General features: G+C 37.3%; 8 protein-coding genes. 7 read left to right on the forward strand and 1 reads right to left on the reverse strand.

Annotation, left to right across the window (positions count from 1 at the left end; translation table 11 throughout):
* The first annotated feature begins 22 nt into the window (after positions 1-22).
* The 5 genes from BAZ10_RS04670 (at position 23) to BAZ10_RS04690 (ending at position 5,937) form a co-directional block, all read left to right on the forward strand.
* Positions 23-1,051 carry a glycoside hydrolase family 18 gene (locus BAZ10_RS04670; protein ID WP_078771068.1) on the forward strand — a complete coding sequence of 343 codons (1,029 nt, stop codon included), beginning with the start codon at positions 23-25 and terminating at the stop codon, positions 1,049-1,051.
* A gap of 12 nt (positions 1,052-1,063) precedes the next feature.
* The gene (locus BAZ10_RS04675) at positions 1,064-2,194 is read left to right on the forward strand and encodes a DUF1735 and LamG domain-containing protein (protein WP_078771069.1); all 1,131 of its coding nucleotides are present in this window, start codon (positions 1,064-1,066) and stop codon (positions 2,192-2,194) included.
* Between the two features lie 11 nt (positions 2,195-2,205).
* Positions 2,206-3,309, forward strand: a complete 1,104-nt coding sequence (locus BAZ10_RS04680) for a BT_3987 domain-containing protein (protein WP_078771070.1) — start codon at positions 2,206-2,208, stop codon at positions 3,307-3,309.
* A 33-nt stretch (positions 3,310-3,342) separates the two neighbouring features.
* Positions 3,343-4,440 (forward strand): BT_3987 domain-containing protein, encoded by a 1,098-nt coding sequence (locus BAZ10_RS04685; protein ID WP_078771071.1) that lies wholly within the window; start codon positions 3,343-3,345, stop codon positions 4,438-4,440.
* Between the two features lie 84 nt (positions 4,441-4,524).
* The gene (locus BAZ10_RS04690; RefSeq protein WP_078771072.1) at positions 4,525-5,937 is read left to right on the forward strand and encodes a BT_3987 domain-containing protein; all 1,413 of its coding nucleotides are present in this window, start codon (positions 4,525-4,527) and stop codon (positions 5,935-5,937) included.
* 272 nt (positions 5,938-6,209) lie between these two features.
* On the opposite strand, the gene BAZ10_RS04695 is transcribed toward BAZ10_RS04690, so the two are convergent.
* Positions 6,210-7,793 carry a beta-N-acetylhexosaminidase gene (locus BAZ10_RS04695; protein ID WP_078771088.1) on the reverse strand — a complete coding sequence of 528 codons (1,584 nt, stop codon included), beginning with the start codon at positions 7,791-7,793 and terminating at the stop codon, positions 6,210-6,212.
* 557 nt (positions 7,794-8,350) lie between these two features.
* Here BAZ10_RS04695 and rpoB point away from each other — a divergent pair.
* Together rpoB and rpoC are read left to right on the forward strand one after the other, a co-directional pair.
* The gene (gene rpoB, locus BAZ10_RS04700; RefSeq protein WP_078771073.1) at positions 8,351-12,175 is read left to right on the forward strand and encodes a DNA-directed RNA polymerase subunit beta; all 3,825 of its coding nucleotides are present in this window, start codon (positions 8,351-8,353) and stop codon (positions 12,173-12,175) included.
* A 114-nt stretch (positions 12,176-12,289) separates the two neighbouring features.
* Positions 12,290-16,552: a DNA-directed RNA polymerase subunit beta' gene (rpoC, locus tag BAZ10_RS04705; RefSeq protein ID WP_078771074.1), complete on the forward strand. Its 4,263-nt coding sequence runs from the start codon at positions 12,290-12,292 to the stop codon at positions 16,550-16,552.
* Positions 16,553-16,564 lie beyond the last annotated feature (12 nt).

The following is a 16,564-nucleotide window of genomic DNA, read 5'->3' on the forward strand; positions in this document are numbered from 1 at the left end:
CTAACCTGAAAAAATTAAAACAATGAAAGACATTCGTATTATACCCCTTATAATTCTCACAATATTGATCAGTTGTATTCTGATACTGTTTGGATGCACGGCTGAAAACAGACCTGAACCTGAAAATGTAGATGCAGTCCCAAAAAACTCGGATGAATACTATACTAATCTCAGAGCCTATAAAAAATCACCTCACCAGGTTGCATTTGGCTGGTATGGACCTTCGGGACTTGCAAATCTGGAAGCTTCCATGCAAAACAGATGGACAGGAATCCCGGACAGTCTGGATATTGTGAGCATGTGGGGTGGATTTCCAGAGAAAGATTCTCCCGGATACAAAGAAATGAAATTTGTACAGGAGGTGAAAGGTACTAAAATCGTAAGAGTAAATTTTACAGACGATTTCTTTTTTGACGGATTAATAAAAGATTTTAAGGCAACTTATTTTGATAGACAAAGCAAGGATAAACTAAAAGAAGGCTTTGATAAGATTGCCAAAATGGTTTATGACGATGTTACTGCCAAAGGACTGGATGGGATAGACTTTGACCATGAGACTAATTATTGTGGTTGCAATACCTGGCAAATCACTAAAAGCAGAGATGACTTTGGACTTTTCATAGAAGCTTTAGGAAAATATTTCGGTCCGGTTTCCGGAACAGGAAAGATGTTACTAATTGACGGAGAAATAGACCTCGTTCCTACAAAAGCCGGCAGACATGTTAACTATGCCGTTACACAATCTTATGGTACTACCAATTCAGGCATACTACAGAGCCGTTATGATGCCATCTCTTCCTGGGCCCGTCCAGAACAATATATTGTTACTGAAAATTTTGAAAGCTTATGGAAAACCGGAGGCTTTGACTTTAACGATCCTGTAAACGGCATAATACCAGCAATGTACGGATTGGCACACTGGAATCCTAAACAAGGATCAAAGGGCGGTGCCGGGTCTTATCATATAGAATATGACTATGGAAACTATCCGGGATATAAATATACCCGTAAAATGATACAGATTATGAATCCGGCTCCAAAGCCCAAATAAAATAAACTCATCATGAAAAATACACTTAAAAATATAAGTATTGCCATATGTCTTCTTTTCTGCTATGCATGTACCAACAATGAAGTACCTGTTTCTGAAAATGCTATTTACTTTGAAGGCAATTTAGGTAAAGATGTTATTACCGCTAATATAGAAGACAGTGATATAAGCGTGCCAATTTCTGTACGGGCAGCAAAACCTGTAGACAATGAGGTTCAAGCGTCTGTTCGGATAGATGAAAGTACAGTAGATGACTATAACAAGAAGAATGGCACTCAGTACACAGCATTGCCTGCAGATTATTATACTCTTCAGGATAGTAAATATACTATCGAAAAGGGAAAGTATATTTCCAACACAGGAATATTAAAAATAAAAAGTCTTACAGGCTTGCCAACCGATAAGAAATATGTAGTCCCTGTTACAATAGTAAATACTACCAGTATTCCATTACTCCAGGCTTCCAAATCATTATATGTAATTACCAATCGTACCATTACTACACGTGCTACATCCCTTGCCAGAAATGCTTTCAAAGTAGACTTTTTTAAAAATAATCAGGGCTTAAATGCTATGAAAACGATAACATATGAAACCAGAGTACTCGTAAACAGATTTCAGGTAAACTCGCCTTTTATCAGTTCTTTGATGGGGATTGAGGAAAATTTTTTATTACGTTTTGGAGATGTTACAATACAGCCTAACCAGTTACAAATGGCCGGAGGCAATACAGCTACAACTGCATCATCAGCATTTTCAACAGGTATATGGTATCATGTTGCTGCAGTATATGACGGAACACAAATAAGAATTTATGTAAATGGAGAACTTGCTTCTTCCAGAAATGCTGCCCGAACTGTAGACCTAACTGATCCTACAGGATTCTATTTTGGATTTTCAGCAGGTGGAAGATACATAGATGGTGCTATAAGTGAAGCCAGGATATGGTCTCGTGCCTTATCCCGTAATGAACTGACAAATGGAGCTTGTGGCGTAAACCCAAAATCGGAAGGACTAATAGCTTATTGGAAATTTAACGAAAGTAATGATGGCAGAACAATTAAAGATCTTACGGGTAATGGAAGGGACGCTATTGCCTCCAATAATATAGAATGGGTACAAGGTGTAAAATGCAGTAATTAAGAATAATATTTATGAAAAATGTGATAAAATACACTGGCATACTGCTGTTATTATTATTCATCATTTACGCATGTACTAATGATGAAATGACGACATCCCCTAATGCTATTTATTTTGAAGGTTCCGGAGGAACCAACATTGCTAATATTTCTATAGACAAAAGCGGAACTATAATACCTATTACGGTCCGTGCAGCGAAACCTATGGACACCAAATCCAGTGTAACTGTACAAATAGATCCCAAAGCTCTGGAGCAATATAACAAGGAGAATGGTACAAGCTATCAATCCTTACCAGCAAGTTATTATACTTTTAGTAATAACTCATTCACTATAGACAAGGGGAAATATATTTCCGAACCTTCTCAATTATCCATAAAAGATATTGCTAATCTGCCTGAGATTAACAAATATGCGCTTGCCATTACGATTACTGGTACAGAAGGAAATTCACATGCCTTGAACGCTGCAAAAACCTATTACATATTAATGGACAGGGTATTATATACTTCTGTAGCAGAACTCGGATATAACAATTCTATTGATACAAAATACAAAAAACCTTACAAAGGTTTAAGAGCATGGACAATGGAATGGAGAGTTAAAGCTGCAGACCTTAAAGGTAACAATCAAACATTAATATACTCCTACCCGACCGAAGTATATACCAGATTTGAAAAAGTAATAGAAAAACCCGATCTCTTACAAGTAAAAATAGGAGGACTTGCTTTATCTCCACAACAAAGCTCACAACCAAACCGCTGGTACCACCTTGCTCTTGTCTATAATGGGAGTTCTGTTATATGGTATATTGATGGTGTCCCTTCAATGACCAATGCATTATCTGCCTCTTTTGATTTTGAATCTATAGGCTTTGGAGGTAATTATGGAACAAAGCAGGTGAATGAAATTCGTTTCTGGAATATTGTAAGATCACCTGCGGAGATAAGAAATAACATGTATGCTGTAGATCCGGCAACACCAGGACTGGAAGGCTATTGGAAGTGTAATGACGGAAAAGGTACCATAATTAAAGACTACTCTAAAAATGGAAATGACATGATAGCGGGAAGTAATTTTAAATGGATACCAGATGTACGGATGCCCGCTGAATAATAATTATAATTTAATTAAAAATGACATTTATCTATGAAAAATCTGATAAAATATACTGGTATAATATTGCTATTCATCATTTATGCTTGTACTAATGATGAAATGACAACATCCCCCAATGCAATATACTTTGAAGGGGCTTCCGGAACCAATATTACTAATATCTCTATAGACAAAGGCGGAGTCATTATGCCCATTACAGTTAGAGCAGCCAAACCTATGGATACTAAAGCCAGTATAACCGTACAAATAGATTCCAAAGCCCTGGATCAGTACAACAAGGAGAATGGCACGAGTTACCAGATGTTGCCCACAAGCTACTATACCTTTAACAACAACTCATTTACAATAGAAAAAGGGAAATACATTTCTGATCCCTCTCAGCTATCTGTAAAAGATATTGTCAATCTGCCTGAAATTAACAAATATGCACTTGCTATTACGATTACAGCCACAGAAGGAAATTCTCCTGCTTTAGACGCCGCAAAAACCTATTATATACTAATAGATCGCGTATTATATACTTCTGTAGCAGAACTTGGATTCAATAATTCTATTGATACAAAATATAAAAAAACCTACAAAGGCTTGAGAGCATGGACAATGGAATGGAGAGCTAAAGCTGAAGACCTTAAAGGTAACAATCAAACATTAATATATTCTTACCCAACTGAAGTATATACCAGATTTGGCGATGTGGTAATACAACCTAATCAGCTACAGGTAAAAATTGCAGGATCACAATTCTCTCCTCAGCAAAGCCTTACAGCCAATCGATGGTATCACTTTGCTCTTGTATATAATGGCAGTTCTGTTATATGGTATATTGACGGAGTCCCGACAATGACAAATGCATTATCAGCTTCTTTTGATTTTGAATCCATAGGCTTTGGAGGCAGCTATGGAACAAAGCAGGTGAATGAAATTCGTTTTTGGAATGTTGTAAGATCACCTGCGGAGATAAGAAATAACATGTATACTGTAGATCCTGCAACACCAGGACTGGAAGGCTATTGGAAATGTAATGACGGAAAAGGCACTACGATTAAAGACTATTCTAAAAACGGAAATGATATGATAGCGGGAAATAATTTTAAATGGATACCAGATGTACGAATGCCTGCTGAATAGCACTATCTGCATGTATCTTATAAAGATAATAAATATGAGATTTTTGTAACTAACAAATATTAAAAAACAATAAAAAAGCACACTATGAAAACATTTAACATAAATATATACAGCATTATTTTCATATCCTTATGGAGTTTTCTGTTATTTTCCTGTCGCGAAGATGACACTACAGTTGCATCTTCTAAAGACGCCTTGCAAATCTATTTACAAGCCAATAATAACAAAGATCAGGTATTAATAAGTACCCCTATTCCTATACTACAGGGAAAATTTCTTGCAGATAACAACGATTTGTTTTTTGCTGTTGCTACCAGAGAAGTTACAAGTAACACACAACTAACCGTCACTGCTGAGTCCGACATCTCCTTTATCGAAGCCTATAAAAAACAATACGGAAAAACACTTCCGTTATTGCCAAAAGGCTCTTACAGTATTCCGGAGATTATTAATATTCCTGCGGGTAAAAGTATGTCAGACAAAATGCTCGCATTAACATGGAAGGATCCCTCTGTAATAAAGGATAAAAATGCGACCTATCTGCTTCCGGTATCTATAAAAAGCATGGATAATAAAAATGCAACACTTACTTCCAACAGAAATACCATTTTTGTAGAAGTAAAATTTAATGAAGTATCCTATAGCTTTAAAACCTCAACAGGAAAAACTACAGATGATGTACTATTTAATAAAGCAGGAAATACTGTCTTAATCAGTGGTGCAAATCCAAAACTATCGGCTTCATTAAATAGTATCATAAATACCGACACATCAATAAAAATAGGTATAGATAATTCTCTTGTCTCTGTCTATAACAGCACCAACGGAACTCAGTTCCAGATGTTACCGGAAAGTACCTATAAACTAAGTACAACTTCACTAAACATAGCAAAAGGCAACACCTCCTCTAATGAGTTAGAAATACAATTTACAGACGCTATGGCTCAGCTGGATGCTCAGAAACAATATTTATTACCAGTAAAATCAAGCACTCAATCTGGCCTACCTACCGCCAACGATGTGGTTTATTTAAAAATAAGTATTTTTCTAAACAATGTTAATTCCGGGACACCTGTTATTGGCAACACTATAGACCGCAGTAACTGGTCTATAACAGCAAACTCAGAATACGAGTCAGATGCATCAATGATGTTGGACGGAGATGCCAGTACAGGATGGATTTCAAGCTTTAACAACTCATCATCAGTTACTTTAGATATGGGTACCTCTCGTACTTTAAAAGGCTTTTCTTTGACACCAACTTATTTATATGGTATATATGCATTATTTCCTCAATATTTCACAATATACACCAGTAACGATGGAATCAACTGGACCAAACAAGGCACTTATGAAAACGATGGAAATATAGGCGGCTCTCCACAAAACCCTTACATCGGATGGGTATCATTTATAGAGCCTGTGAAGACACGTTATGTAAAATTTGATAATATTTCATCATTCAAAGGCATAGGAGAACTCAATGCAATAGAGTAAAAACAGTTTACACTTTTTTCATCTTTATATTAAGGTTGTGCCGGAGCAAAAAGCAAATATAGCTCCGGCACTTTTTTGTAAAACCAACACAAGGCTTTACTATTTTAAAGTCGAAGATAGAGGCTTTGTATACTAAAATGAAATCACATTATAACAGACTCTAAGATCTTGTTTATTTTTTTAAGATATCAATATTTTTATCATACTATATCCCAGAATAGTCTTTGCAAAGATTAAAGCCTTACCAAAATTTTTATAATTTTTTAAACCAATTATTTCTGAAAGCTTATCCCCTTACCACTCCATTGATTATAAAAATAAGGCAAAGATTGTTGAAAACGTTCAAAATTTTTATTCTCCAACTTTGTCCAACCAACTTCTGCATAAGCAGCCAGACGGGGAAATGTTCTCTGATACATATCATCCAGAGATGTAATCCATTCTCCCCACATCTGACAACCAAAGCCTAGTATCTTTTTATGATACTTCTTCTCCAGATCTTTTGGAACAGGATCAAATTCATAAGCTTTTTGCAGGGAAATACTACTGTAATCCAAATAAGTAAATTCATGATAAGAATTGACAATATCATATCCATTATATACGGCTTCTTTTATCATAACCAGATCTCCTTTCCAAAACTGAATAATAGCAGACTTTGAAAGCATTCCTGTTACCGGAGGTGCATCCAGATTATAATCATGTAGCTTAGCTCCCATAATGTCATTCCACCCCATCATTCGTTTATTTTTTTTCTCCAAGAAGCCGGATATATCGTTGGTAAAAGACAACTGAAGGTCTGCTGGAGAAGTTAACTTATGTTTTTTCATATAGGCTTGTACTGAAGGAGATTTATTCCATTGATCATACTTTACCTCATCACCTCCAATATGGATCACATCAGAAGGAAACAAATTCATCACTTCATTCAGTACATCATGAATAAAATCAATTACCTTTGGGTCTGTAACATCGAATATATCATACTTTACTCCAAAATTTACAGGTACTTTAATAGGGAGTTTTGTTACCCCTAACCAGGGATATGATGCAACCGCGGCACTGGCATGCCCTGGCATTTCTATTTCTGGTACAATATTTATGTGTAATTTTTCAGCATAAGCCACAATTTCTTTTATATCCTGTTTTGTATAATAACCTTCCAATGGCTTAGCATCATACTTAGTACTATTCCATCCTCCTATTTGTGTTGAATCTCTCTTCGCCCCTATTCTGGTTAGGTTAGGATATTTTTCAATCGCTAAACGCCAGCCCTGATCTTCTGTAAGATGCCAATGAAAAACATTCATTTTTAATAATGCCATTTCATCCAGCATTTTTTTCACTACAGCTTTTCCTTTATAGGCTCTACCCTCATCAAGCATGTAGCTCCGCCACGAAAACCGAGGGCGATCACTAATCATTACAAACCCCAGCTCGGTATGCTTAGCTTCTTTTTTTAACAATTGTCTTAATGTTTGGATACCATAGAATATTCCTGTAGAATTAGATGCTTCTATTAAAATTCCTGCTGCATCTGCCCGCAACCTATAACCTTCCTTGCCTAAATCTTTTTGTAATTTTTTATTAATAAGAAGACGAATATCAGCTGTCTTGGATGATTTTAATTTTGAAGATTTTAAAGCCTGTTCATTTTCCAATATTCCAATAAGAAAAGCGACTTCATTATCCATTCCCTTACTGGTATAAATACCAACATTGTTTTTAAGAATATAGTTTCCTTGTTTTTCTGAAACAAATTCCGGCTGAGGGATTATATTAATAGCCTTTACTTTTACTGCTAATACAATTGTTAGTATTTCTATAAAAAATACTAATTTGTTAAATGCTTTCATAGTGTTGTTTTTTTTAAAGTTAATAAAAAATGGCATACATAATAAATCAAATAAGTTAATCTAATAAATAAAATAAATATTAAAGAAGATTAACACACTCAAATATTAACAATTAAGCATCATTATCATTATATCAACAACCTTCATTACAATTCAATATCTCATATAATTTTTAAAAACAATATTTTTTCTTTTTTTATTAGAGTGTAATTGTTTTATTTACAAAAAATTATCGTATATTTGCATTTCGTTTTGGGCTTATTTTATTTTTTATAAATCAGATTTTTGATAACTCTTGCGCTATCGCGTGAGGGATTTCTGCGTTTATATACGATATTCTAATTTCTCAAAACTCAAAAAAGTATTTTGCATTACGCTGTGAAAAGATATACCAGCGTTGCAGTTAGAAAAATAGACATCCGGAACAAGAAAAGGTTGAGAGGCTATTCTGATGAGCCCAAAAATCAAAGTCTTTCGTCTTCAATCTATCCTTTTGTCTTTCTTTCTGATATTTTTTACAAATCAAAATATTTTTTAACCCTTTTCTAAAACGTTTTATGAGCAAGACACAGACGCCAAAAACTCGGGAAAACCAAAGAATTAACTTCTCCTCTTCCAAAGGGAAAGTTATAACTCCTGATTTTCTGGACATTCAGATCCAGTCTTTCAAGGAGTTTTTCCAGCTTGATACACTGCCGGAAGCTAGATTGGATGAAACTCTTTACAAAACTTTCCAGGAAAACTTTCCTATTACAGACTCAAGAAACCAGTTTGTATTAGAATTCCTTGACTATTTAGTAGATGCACCTCGTTATTCTATCGACGAGTGTGTAGAAAGAGGTCTCACCTACAGTGTACCATTAAAAGCAAGACTTAAATTGTATTGTACTGACCCGGAACATGAAGATTTCCAAACAGTAGTACAAGACGTATATTTAGGTCCGGTACCATACATGACTCCTAGTGGTTCATTTATCATCAACGGAGCAGAGCGTGTTATCGTAACTCAGTTACACCGTTCACCGGGGGTTTTCTTCGGACAAACTTACCACGCAAACGGTACCAAGTTGTACTATTCCAGAATTATCCCTTTCAAAGGTTCCTGGATGGAATTTACAACGGATATCAACAGCGTAATGTACGCTTACATCGATCGTAAGAAAAAATTACCTTTAACTACACTTTTAAGAGCTATCGGTTATGAATCTGATAAGGATATCCTTCAGATCTTCGACCTTGCTGAAGAAGTAAAAGTTTCTAAAGCTGCACTTAAAAAAGTAGAAGGAAGAACATTAGCTGCGAGAGTTTTGAACACATGGTTCGAAGACTTCGTAGATGAGGATACCGGTGAAGTAGTTTCTATCGAAAGAAACGAAATCATCCTGGACAGAGAGACTATTCTTGAAAAAGAGCACCTGGATCTTATCCTTGAATCTGGTGTAAAAACAATTCTTATCCACAAAGAAAATGGAAACGAATTCTCTATTATCCAGAACACTTTACAAAAAGACCCTACCAACTCCGAAAAAGAAGCGGTAGAATATATCTACAGACAGTTACGTAACGCAGATCCACCAGATGAGGAAACTGCAAGAGGAATTATCGAGAAATTATTCTTCTCTGAGCAGCGTTATTCTCTTGGTGAAGTAGGCCGTTACCGTCTGAACAAAAAATTAGGATTAAATATCCCAATCGATACTGAAGTTTTAACAAAAGAAGATATCATTGCTATTGTTAGACACCTTATCGAATTGGTAAACTCTAAAGCTGAGGTTGATGACATCGACCACCTTTCTAACAGAAGAATTAAAACTGTTGGAGAGCAATTAGCCGGACAGTTTGGTGTAGGTCTTTCCAGAATTGCAAGAACAATTAAGGAAAGAATGAACGTTAGAGATAACGAAATCTTTACACCGATAGATCTTGTTAATGCAAAAACATTAACATCAGTAATTAACTCATTCTTTGGTACCAACCAGCTTTCTCAGTTCATGGACCAAACCAACCCATTATCAGAGATCACTCACAAGAGAAGATTATCTGCACTGGGGCCTGGTGGTTTATCAAGAGAAAGAGCAGGTTTCGAGGTTCGAGATGTTCACCATACTCACTATGGTAGAATTTGTCCTATCGAAACTCCTGAAGGACCAAACATTGGTTTGATTTCTTCTCTGGGTATCTATGCTAAGATCAATAACCTTGGTTTCATCGAAACTCCATATAGAAAAGTAGAAAACGGTAAAGTAGACTTAAATGCTGATCCAATCTACCTAAATGCAGAGGATGAAGAAGCTAAAGTAATTGCTCAGGCGAACGTGGAACTAAGCGACAGTGGAGACTTCGAAACAGACAGAATTATTGCTCGTCTGGACGGTGACTACCCTGTAGTAGAGCCGGGTCAGGTAGACCTTATCGACGTTGCACCAAACCAGATTTCTGGTATTTCTGCATCATTGATTCCATTCTTGGAGCATGATGATGCGAACCGTGCGTTGATGGGATCTAACATGATGCGTCAGGCCGTTCCATTATTAAGACCACAAGCTCCAATTGTAGGTACAGGTTTGGAAAAACAAGTAGCTACTGACTCCAGAATTTTGATTAATGCTGAAGGAACTGGTATTGTAGAGTATGTGGATGCTGATAAAATTACAATTAAGTACGAAAGAAGCGAGGATGAAGATTTAGTAAACTTCGAATCTGCGACTAAGTCTTATAAACTAACTAAGTTCAGAAAAACCAACCAGAGTACAACTATTACATTGAAGCCTATCGTAAGAGTAGGTGACACTGTAGCGAAAGGACAAGTACTTTGTGAAGGTTATGCAACTGAAAAAGGAGAATTAGCACTAGGTAGAAACTTAGTAGTAGCCTTCATGCCTTGGAAAGGGTACAACTTCGAGGATGCGATTGTAATCAACGAGAAAGTTGTTCGTGAAGACTGGTTTACTTCTATCCACGTAGATGAATATTCACTAGAAGTTCGTGATACCAAATTAGGTATGGAAGAACTAACAGCTGATATTCCAAACGTATCTGAAGAAGCTACTAAAGATCTTGATGAGAACGGTATGATCCGTATCGGTGCTGAGGTGAAGCCTGGTGATATCCTTATCGGAAAAATCACGCCAAAAGGTGAATCTGATCCAACTCCGGAGGAAAAACTTTTACGTGCAATCTTTGGTGACAAAGCTGGTGATGTAAAAGATGCTTCATTGAAAGCAGACTCTTCATTAAGAGGTGTAGTTATCAACAAGAAGTTATTCTCCAGAAATATTAAAGACAAAAAGAAAAGAACTGAAGAGAAGCTTAAGCTTGAAGAAGTTGAAAACAGATACAAAGAGAAATTCGACGATCTGAGAAATACACTTCTTGAAAAACTAAACATTCTTGTTAGCGGTAAAACATCTCAGGGTGTGAAAAACGACCTTGATGAAGAACTTATCGGTAAAGGTGTGAAGTTTACTCAAAAGTTACTTTCTAGTGTTGAAGATTACGTAAACGTAAGCGGGTCTGATTGGACGGTTGATGCAGATAAAAATGAATTAATCAAACAGTTAATCCACAACTACAAGATTAAGTACAACGACCTTCAGGGTGTTAAGAACCGTGAGAAATTTGCAATCTCTATCGGTGACGAATTACCAGCAGGTATCATGAAGTTAGCAAAAGTTTACATCGCTAAGAAACGTAAACTGAATGTAGGGGATAAAATGGCAGGACGTCACGGTAACAAGGGTATTGTTTCCAGAATCGTTCGTGAAGAAGATATGCCGTTCCTTGAAGATGGTACAGCTGTAGACATCGTTCTTAACCCACTAGGGGTACCTTCCCGTATGAACATCGGTCAGATTTACGAGACCGTATTAGGATGGGCTGGTAAAAAACTAGGATTGAAGTTTGCTACACCAATCTTCGATGGTGCCGAGCTAGATCAGATCACTGAGTACACTGAAAAAGCAGAACTTCCGGCTTACGGAAATACCTACTTATATGACGGTGGTACAGGTGAAAGATTTACACAGCCTGCGACAGTTGGGGTAATCTACATGTTGAAACTAGGACACATGGTTGATGATAAAATGCACGCCCGTTCAATCGGACCATACTCATTGATTACGCAGCAGCCGTTAGGAGGTAAAGCTCAGTTTGGTGGTCAGCGTTTCGGAGAAATGGAGGTTTGGGCACTAGAAGCATTTGGTGCATCTAACATCTTGAGAGAAATCTTAACTGTGAAGTCTGATGACGTAATCGGTAGAGCAAAAACTTATGAAGCTATCGCGAAAGGAGAAGCGATGCCTGAACCAGGTATCCCTGAATCTTTCAACGTATTACTTCACGAGTTACAAGGTCTAGGACTAGATGTAAGATTGGAGGAGTAAATTAAAAGATTTAATTATTTAAAAAATTAAGTAACTCCAAATTTGAGAGCGAAAGCTATTTCAAAACTAATTTTTGAATCTTTCAATCTTTTAATCTTTAAATCAAAAAAAACAATGTCAAAAAATAAAACAAGTAGATTTAGTAAAATCACTATTGGTTTAGCTTCTCCAGAGTCTATTCTTCAGGAATCAAGAGGAGAGGTTCTAAAACCAGAAACGATTAACTATCGTACACACAAACCTGAAAGAGATGGTTTGTTCTGCGAAAAAATATTCGGTCCTGTAAAGGATTACGAATGTGCTTGTGGTAAATATAAAAGAATCCGTTACAAGGGTATCGTTTGCGACCGTTGTGGGGTTGAAGTAACTGAGAAAAAAGTAAGACGTGAGCGTATCGGGCACATCAGTTTGGTTGTTCCTGTTGCACACATCTGGTATTTCCGTTCTTTACCAAACAAAATTGGTTACTTACTAGGTTTACCTTCCAAGAAATTGGATATGATTATCTACTACGAAAGATATGTAGTAATCCAACAAGGTATCGCTAGAAAAGCTGATGGTTCCGATTTCGACGAAATGGAATTCTTAACTGAAGAAGAATATCTTGATACTTTAGATACTCTTCCACAAGAAAACCAATACCTGGATGATTCAGACCCTAACAAATTCGTTGCGAAGATGGGTGCTGAGGCTATCGAGGAAATGTTGAGAAGAATCGATCTTGATGCGCTTTCTTATGACCTAAGACACAGAGCGCACAACGAATCATCAAAACAAAGAAGAACTGAAGCATTAAAGAGACTTTCTGTTGTAGAAGCATTGAGAGGTGCTAATACAAGAATGATCAACCGTCCTGAGTGGATGGTAATGCGTGTTCTTCCGGTTATACCACCAGAATTAAGACCACTAGTTCCATTGGATGGTGGACGTTTCGCTACTTCCGATTTAAATGACCTTTACAGAAGAGTTATCATCAGAAATAACCGTCTGAAGAGACTTTTAGAGATCAAAGCTCCGGAAGTAATCCTAAGAAACGAGAAGCGTATGCTTCAGGAAGCAGTAGATTCATTATTCGATAACACCAGAAAATCTTCTGCTGTTAAGTCTGAATCTAACAGACCATTGAAATCTCTTTCTGATTCATTGAAAGGTAAGCAAGGTCGTTTCCGTCAGAACTTATTAGGTAAAAGGGTTGACTACTCTGCTCGTTCGGTAATTGTTGTAGGTCCAAGCTTGCAACTACACGAGTGTGGTCTTCCAAAAGATATGGCAGCTGAGCTTTACAAACCATTTATCATTAGAAAACTAATTGAAAGAGGTATTGTAAAAACTGTAAAATCTGCTAAGAGAATCATTGACAGAAAAGAACCTGTTGTTTATGATATCTTAGAAAACGTAATGAAAGGACACCCGGTTCTTCTGAACAGGGCACCTACCCTTCACCGTTTAGGTATCCAGGCATTCCAGCCTAAGATGATCGAAGGTAAGGCTATCCAACTTCACCCATTAGTAACAACGGCATTCAACGCCGATTTCGATGGTGACCAGATGGCAGTACACTTACCACTAGGTCCTGAAGCGATCCTGGAAGCTCAGTTATTGATGTTAGGTTCCCAAAATATCCTGAACCCTGCGAATGGTTCTCCAATTACGGTACCTTCTCAGGACATGGTATTGGGTCTTTACTTCATGACCAAAGAAGCGCATTCAACAGATACAAACAAAGTAAAAGGAGAAGGCTTAGCATTCTACTCACCTGAAGAGGTAGAGATTGCTTATGCAGAAGGACAAGTATCATTGAACGCTAAAGTAAAATGCCGTTTACCAGTTAAAGAAAACGGTGAATTAGTAACAAGACTGACTCCTACAACTGTTGGTAGAATTCTATTCAACCAGATTGTACCAAAACAAGTAGGTTATATTGATGAGTTATTGACTAAGAAGTCATTAAGAAACGTTATCGGTAGAATTTTGGATGAAACTGATTTCCCTACTACTGTGAAGTTTCTTGATGACATGAAAGATCTTGGTTACACCAACGCATTCAAAGGAGGTCTTTCATTCAGCCTTGGAGATATCGTGGTTCCTGTTGAAAAGAAAACCATGATTGCCAATGCTGTTGAAAATGTGGACGAGATTAAGGCTAACTATAACATGGGTCTTATTACCGATACTGAACGTTACAACCAGGTAATCGACGTTTGGACAAATACCAATGCGAAGCTTACTGAAATGATTATGGACAGAATGAAATCTGACCAAGGTGGTTTCAACTCAGTATTTATGATGCTTGACTCTGGGGCGAGGGGTTCTAAGGAACAGATTCGTCAGTTATCCGGTATGAGAGGTCTAATGGCAAAACCACAAAAAGCAGGTTCAGTTGGGGCGGAGATTATCGAAAACCCGATTGTAGCTAACTTTAAGGAAGGTCTTTCCATCTTGGAGTACTTTATCTCTACCCACGGTGCACGTAAGGGTCTTGCGGATACCGCTCTTAAGACTGCCGATGCGGGTTATCTAACTCGTCGTTTGGTAGACGTTGCTCAGGACGTTATCGTTACTGTTGACGACTGTGGTACATTAAGAGGTGTGGAGATTACGCCATTGAAGAAAAATGACGAAATCGTTGAGAAAATCTCTGAAAGAGTATTAGGTAGAGTTTCTCTTCACAATATCTATGATCCTGAGACTGATGAATTATTGGTAGAAGCAGATCAACTTATTGACGAGAAATTAGCGAAGAAAATTGAAGTTGCAGGTATTGAATCTGTAGAAGCTCGTTCTCCGTTAACTTGTGAAACTAAGAGAGGTATCTGTGCGAAGTGTTATGGTAGAAACCTGGCAACTGGTAAGATGATCCACATGGGTGAAGCTGTAGGAGTAATCGCTGCACAATCCATTGGTGAACCAGGTACACAGTTAACATTGAGAACCTTCCACCAAGGGGGTACTGCGGGTAACATTTCTGAAAATCCATCTATTGTTGCAAAACGTGATGGTATTGTAGAAATGGACGAAGTAAGAACCATTAAGAGTGAAGGTGAGGATGGTAACACAACTGATATCGTTGTTTCCCGTTCTACTGAATTCCGTTTGGTAATGGATAACGAAACCAGAACAGTAATTATGAACGCAAACGTACCTTATGGTGCCGAGCTTGCTGTAAAACCTGGTGATAAAGTGAAAAAAGGAGATCTTATCTGTAAGTGGGATCCGTATAACGCGGTAATCATTGCTGAGACATCAGGTAAGGTTGAATACGAAGATATTATTCAAGGGGTTTCTTTCCAATTGGAAATTGACGAACAAACCGGTTTCGAGGAAAAAGTAATCTCTGATTCCAGAAACAAAAAAGCGGTACCTACTCTTAGAGTGGTAGATGCTAAAGGTGTTGAGCAGAAATCATACAACCTTCCGGTTGGTGCCCACTTGATGGTTAACGATGGTGAGAAAATTAAGGCTGGTAAAGTCTTAATCAAAATCCCAAGAAAATCTGCGAAAGCAGGGGATATCACCGGGGGTCTTCCAAGAGTTACCGAATTATTCGAAGCTCGTAACCCATCTAACCCAGCGGTTGTTACTGAAATCGATGGTGTAGTATCTTATGGTAAAATCAAGAGAGGTAACCGTGAACTTGTTGTTGAAGCTAAAACTGGTGAGATCAAGAAATATCTTGTAAAATTATCTAACCAGATCCTTGTTCAGGAAAATGACTTCGTACGTGCAGGTTCTCCACTTTCTGACGGATCCGTTACTCCGGATGATATCCTAAGCATTAAAGGACCAACTGCGGTACAGGAATACTTAGTAAATGAGATTCAGGAAGTTTACCGTCTACAGGGGGTAAAAATTGATGATAAGCACTTCGAGATCATCGTTCGTCAGATGATGACTAAAGTAGAAATCGTTGATGGTGGTGATACTCAGTTCCTTGAAGGTAGCCTTGAACACAAGAATGACTTCATCGAAGAAAATGAAAGAGTATTCGGCCTTAAAGTAGTTATTAACCCAGGAGATTCTAAAGAATTCAAAGCGGGTCAGATGATTACTGCAAGAGAACTAAGAGACGAAAACTCTAAGTTGAAGCGTGAAGATCAGGAATTAGTTGAAGTAAGAGAAGCTTTACCTGCAACAGCACAGCCTGTATTACAAGGTATTACGAGAGCAGCTCTTCAAACTAAATCCTTCATGTCTGCAGCTTCCTTCCAGGAAACTACAAAAGTACTTAACGAGGCAGCAGTGTCTGGTAAAGTAGATGATCTGAATGGTCTTAAAGAAAATGTAATTGTAGGTCACAGAATCCCTGCAGGTACAGGTCTTAAGCAATATCAGAATATCATTGTAGGTTCTACAAAGGAATTTGAGGATATAAATTAAAATTAATAATTT

The sequence above is a fragment of the Elizabethkingia occulta genome, from assembly GCF_002023715.1.
GTDB lineage: Bacteria > Bacteroidota > Bacteroidia > Flavobacteriales > Weeksellaceae > Elizabethkingia > Elizabethkingia occulta.

Coding starts and splice junctions, on each gene's coding strand:
- BAZ10_RS04670 (WP_078771068.1), top strand. CDS start 23: ATGAAAGACATTCGTATTATACCCCTTATAATTCTCACAATATTGATC.
- BAZ10_RS04675 (WP_078771069.1), top strand. CDS start 1,064: ATGAAAAATACACTTAAAAATATAAGTATTGCCATATGTCTTCTTTTC.
- BAZ10_RS04680 (WP_078771070.1), top strand. CDS start 2,206: ATGAAAAATGTGATAAAATACACTGGCATACTGCTGTTATTATTATTC.
- BAZ10_RS04685 (WP_078771071.1), top strand. CDS start 3,343: ATGAAAAATCTGATAAAATATACTGGTATAATATTGCTATTCATCATT.
- BAZ10_RS04690 (WP_078771072.1), top strand. CDS start 4,525: ATGAAAACATTTAACATAAATATATACAGCATTATTTTCATATCCTTA.
- BAZ10_RS04695 (WP_078771088.1), bottom strand. CDS start 7,793: ATGAAAGCATTTAACAAATTAGTATTTTTTATAGAAATACTAACAATT.
- rpoB (WP_078771073.1), top strand. CDS start 8,351: ATGAGCAAGACACAGACGCCAAAAACTCGGGAAAACCAAAGAATTAAC.
- rpoC (WP_078771074.1), top strand. CDS start 12,290: ATGTCAAAAAATAAAACAAGTAGATTTAGTAAAATCACTATTGGTTTA.